Below are 5,257 nucleotides of genomic sequence, written 5' to 3' on the forward strand. Positions count from 1 at the left end.
GGTTCTTCGCCTGGTTCAAGCATCTACGGAGAGTTTGATCCTGGCTCAGGACGAACGCTGGCGGCGTGCTTAACACATGCAAGTCGAACGCTGAACCCTGCTTGCGGGGGGATGAGTGGCGAACGGGTGAGTAACACGTGGGCAACCTGCCCCCGGCTCTGGGATAACTCCAAGAAATTGGGGCTAATACCGGATGTTCACCGGCTGCCGCATGGTGGTGGGTGGAAAGGGTTTCCGGCTGGGGATGGGCCCGCGGCCTATCAGCTTGTTGGTGGGGTAGTGGCCTACCAAGGCGACGACGGGTAGCCGGCCTGAGAGGGTGACCGGCCACACTGGGACTGAGACACGGCCCAGACTCCTACGGGAGGCAGCAGTGGGGAATATTGCGCAATGGGCGGAAGCCTGACGCAGCGACGCCGCGTGGGGGATGACGGCCTTCGGGTTGTAAACCTCTTTCAGCAGGGACGAAGCGGAAGTGACGGTACCTGCAGAAGAAGCACCGGCCAACTACGTGCCAGCAGCCGCGGTAATACGTAGGGTGCAAGCGTTGTCCGGAATTATTGGGCGTAAAGAGCTCGTAGGCGGTTCGTCGCGTCGGCTGTGAAAACCCGGAGCTCAACTCCGGGCCTGCAGTCGATACGGGCGGACTTGAGTTCGGCAGGGGAGACTGGAATTCCTGGTGTAGCGGTGAAATGCGCAGATATCAGGAGGAACACCGGTGGCGAAGGCGGGTCTCTGGGCCGATACTGACGCTGAGGAGCGAAAGCGTGGGGAGCGAACAGGATTAGATACCCTGGTAGTCCACGCCGTAAACGTTGGGCGCTAGGTGTGGGGGCCATTCCACGGTCTCCGTGCCGCAGCTAACGCATTAAGCGCCCCGCCTGGGGAGTACGGCCGCAAGGCTAAAACTCAAAGGAATTGACGGGGGCCCGCACAAGCGGCGGAGCATGTTGCTTAATTCGATGCAACGCGAAGAACCTTACCTAGGCTTGACATGCACGGAAATCTCGCAGAGATGCGGGGTGCCTTTGGCGTCGTGCACAGGTGGTGCATGGTTGTCGTCAGCTCGTGTCGTGAGATGTTGGGTTAAGTCCCGCAACGAGCGCAACCCTCGTTCCATGTTGCCAGCACGTGATGGTGGGGACTCATGGGAGACTGCCGGGGTCAACTCGGAGGAAGGTGGGGATGACGTCAAATCATCATGCCCCTTATGTCTAGGGCTGCAAACATGCTACAATGGCCGGTACAATGGGCTGCGATACCGTGAGGTGGAGCGAATCCCAAAAAGCCGGTCTCAGTTCGGATTGGGGTCTGCAACTCGACCCCATGAAGTTGGAGTCGCTAGTAATCGCAGATCAGCAACGCTGCGGTGAATACGTTCCCGGGCCTTGTACACACCGCCCGTCACGTCACGAAAGTCGGTAACGCCCGAAGCCGGTGGCCCAACCCCTCGTGGGAGGGAGCCGTCGAAGGCGGGATCGGCGATTGGGACGAAGTCGTAACAAGGTAGCCGTACCGGAAGGTGCGGCTGGATCACCTCCTTTCTAAGGAGCACTGGCCGGCAGGTCGCCTCGGTTGAGGGGTGTCTGTCGGTCCAGAGCCGCGCCCGGACCGTGATCCGGTGCCCATCAGGGGTGCCGGGCGGGTGTTCGGGGTGGTGCTCGAGGGTGGAACGCTGACCAGTTCGGCCGCCGGCTCACGGGTCGGTTCCTAGTACTGCGTCCTCCCTTGGTGGGGGCGCGTGGAGGGGAGCCGCGGGTGGGTGGTGGTCGTAGGCACGCTGTTGGGTCCTGAGGGAGCGGACCCTGTCGCCGGGCGGTGCTCGGGGGTGGGGGTCGGTGTCTCATGCCGGGCCTTCGGGATCTCAGACCGCTGCACGGGTGTGTGGGCTGGTGGGGTCGTCGCCGGGGGTGTCTCGGGTTGGTCGTTGAGAACTGCACAGTGGACGCGAGCATCTTTTGTTTGCTTCGTGCGCGCAGGACCCCTTGTGCGGGGTGCTGTGTGTGCGGGGTTGGTTTGTAGGTTTTGTGTGGCCAAGATGTTGAGGGCACACGGTGGATGCCTGGGCACCAGGAGCCGATGAAGGACGTGGGAGGCTGCGATAAGCCTCGGGGAGCTGCCAACCGAGCGTTGATCCGAGGGTGTCCGAATGGGGGAACCCCGCACCAGTCATGTGGTGTGACCCGCGCCTGAACACATAGGGCGTGTGGAGGGAACGTGGGGAAGTGAAACATCTCAGTACCCACAGGAAGAGAAAACAACCGTGATTCCGTGAGTAGTGGCGAGCGAAAGCGGATGAGGCTAAACCGATGGCATGTGACAGCCGGCAGGCGTTGTGTCGTCGGGGTCGTGGGACAGTCGTGTCGCCTCTGCCGGGGTGGCGGGGAGTGAGAAAACGATCCGGTTAGTGGAAGGCCTCTGGAAGGGGTCGCCGTAGAGGGTGAGAGCCCCGTACGCGAAAACCGGTCGTCTCCCTGTGTCTGGATCCCAAGTAGCACCGAGCCCGTGAAATTCGGTGTGAATCTGGCGGGACCACCCGCTAAGCCTGAATACTCCCTGGTGACCGATAGCGGACGAGTACCGTGAGGGAAAGGTGAAAAGTACCCCGGGAGGGGAGTGAAATAGTACCTGAAACCGTGTGCCTACAAGCCGTGAGAGCCGTGAATCCGCGCCTCGTGTGCGGGCGGTGATTGCGTGCCTTTTGAAGAATGAGCCTGCGAGTTAGTGGTACGTGGCGAGGTTAACCCGTGAGGGGCAGCCGTAGCGAGAGCGAGTCCGAACAGGGCGGTGGCACTTCGGTGTCGATAGTCGCGTGCTCTAGACCCGAAGCCGAGTGATCTACCCATGGCCAGGTTGAAGCGCGGGTAAGACCGCGTGGAGGACCGAACCCACCAGGGTTGAAAACCTGGGGGATGAGCTGTGGGTAGGGGTGAAAGGCCAATCAAACTCGGTGATAGCTGGTTCTCCCCGAAATGCATTTAGGTGCAGCGTCGCGTGTTTCTTGCCGGAGGTAGAGCACTGGATGGCCGATGGGCCCCACAAGGTTACTGACGTCAACCAAACTCCGAATGCCGGTAAGTGAGAGCGCGGCAGTGAGACTGCGGGCGATAAGGTTCGTAGTCGAGAGGGAAACAGCCCAGATCATCGGCTAAGGCCCCTAAGCGTGTGCTAAGTGGAAAAGGATGTGGGATCGCAGTGACAACCAGGAGGTTGGCTTAGAAGCAGCCATCCTTGAAAGAGTGCGTAATAGCTCACTGGTCAAGTGGTTCCGCGCCGACAATGTAGCGGGGCTCAAGCACACCGCCGAAGCCGTGGCACTCCACCAGACGCCCGCCGGTCATCTCCTCGGAGATGGCGGCCAGGTGGTGGGGTGGGTAGGGGAGCGTCGTGTGGCGGGTGAAGCGGCGGAGGGATCCAGCCGTGGACGCCACGCGAGTGAGAATGCAGGCATGAGTAGCGAGAGGGGAGTGAGAAACTCCCCCGCCGGAAGACCAAGGGTTCCTGGGCCAGGCTAATCCGCCCAGGGTGAGTCGGGACCTAAGGCGAGGCCGACAGGCGTAGTCGATGGACAACGGGTTGATATTCCCGTACCCGCGAAGGAACGCCCATGCTCAGGCCAGCGATGCTGACCCACCGAAACCGCTCACTGCTCTTCGGAGGAGTGGGTGGGAGTAGCTGGGGACCCGGACTGGTAGTAGGCAAGCGATGGGGTGACGCAGGAAGGTAGTCCTCCCGGTGAGTGGTAGTACCGGTGCAAGGGTGTGGCCCGTGGTGTAGGCAAATCCGCACCACATGCAGGGTGAGGCCTGACGCATAGCCGAATGAGGCGAATGGGATGATCCTATGCTGCCGAGAAAAGCCTCTAGCGAGTTCCGAGCGGCCCGTACCCCAAACCAACTCAGGTGGTCAGGTAGAGAATACCGAGGCGATCGAGCGAACTGTGGTTAAGGAACTCGGCAAAATGCCCCCGTAACTTCGGGAGAAGGGGGACCCTCGCCCGTGAACCCACTAGCTGGGGTAGCGGAGGGGGGTCGCAGAGACCAGTGAGAAGCGACTGTTTACTAAAAACACAGGTCCGTGCGAAGTCGTAAGACGATGTATACGGACTGACGCCTGCCCGGTGCTGGAACGTTAAGGGGACGGGTTAGCCGCAAGGCGAAGCTCAGAACTCAAGCGCCAGTAAACGGCGGTGGTAACTATAACCATCCTAAGGTAGCGAAATTCCTTGTCGGGTAAGTTCCGACCTGCACGAATGGCGTAACGACTTCTCAGCTGTCTCAACCACAGGCTCGGCGAAATTGCACTACGAGTAAAGATGCTCGTTACGCGCGGCAGGACGGAAAGACCCCGGGACCTTCACTACAGCTTGATATTGGTGTTCGGTTCGGCTTGTGTAGGATAGGTGGGAGACTGGGAAGCGGGCACGCCAGTGTTCGTGGAGTCGCCGTTGAAATACCACTCTGGTCGAATTGGATGTCTAACCTGGGTCCGTGATCCGGATCAGGAACAGTGTCAGGTGGGTAGTTTAACTGGGGCGGTTGCCTCCCAAAGTGTAACGGAGGCGCCCAAAGGTTCCCTCAGCCTGGTTGGCAATCAGGTGTCGAGTGCAAGTGCACAAGGGAGCTTGACTGTGAGACCGACGGGTCGAGCAGGAGCGAAAGCTGGGACTAGTGACCCGGCACCGGCATGTGGAAGCGGTGTCGCTCAACGGATAAAAGGTACCCCGGGGATAACAGGCTGATCTTCCCCAAGAGTCCATATCGACGGGATGGTTTGGCACCTCGATGTCGGCTCGTCGCATCCTGGGGCTGGAGTAGGTCCCAAGGGTTGGGCTGTTCGCCCATTAAAGCGGTACGCGAGCTGGGTTTAGAACGTCGTGAGACAGTTCGGTCCCTATCCGCCGTGCGCGTAAGAGACTTGAGAAGAGCTGTCCCTAGTACGAGAGGACCGGGACGGACGAACCTCTGGTGTGCCAGTTGTACCGCCAGGTGCACTGCTGGTTGGCTACGTTCGGCAGGGATAACCGCTGAAAGCATCTAAGCGGGAAGCTCGCTTCGAGATGAGGTCTCTCACCCAGTCAATGGGGTAAGGCCCCCGCCCAGACCAGCGGGTTGATAGGCCGGAAGTGGAAGCACCGCGAGGTGTGGAGCTGACCGGTACTAACAGGCCGAGGGCTTGACCACACACACCTGCTGTCAAGCCAACAAAGCAAGCGTGTTCGCGTCCACTGTGCGGTTCTGAACGCATCCAACCCCGA

Annotated in this window: 2 rRNA genes; both read left to right on the forward strand. The window is 60.4% G+C overall.

The features are described from left to right. Positions 1–22: 22 nt before the first annotated feature. Positions 23–1,544, forward strand: a 16S ribosomal RNA gene (locus BMZ33_RS22450). A 487-nt stretch (positions 1,545–2,031) separates the two neighbouring features. Next, a 23S ribosomal RNA gene (locus tag BMZ33_RS22455) occupies positions 2,032–5,183 on the forward strand. The 16S and 23S rRNA genes sit together here, the layout of an rRNA operon. Positions 5,184–5,257: the final 74 nt, after the last annotated feature.

The sequence above is a fragment of the Geodermatophilus dictyosporus genome (assembly GCF_900115505.1).
Taxonomy (GTDB): Bacteria; Actinomycetota; Actinomycetes; order Mycobacteriales; family Geodermatophilaceae; genus Geodermatophilus; species Geodermatophilus dictyosporus.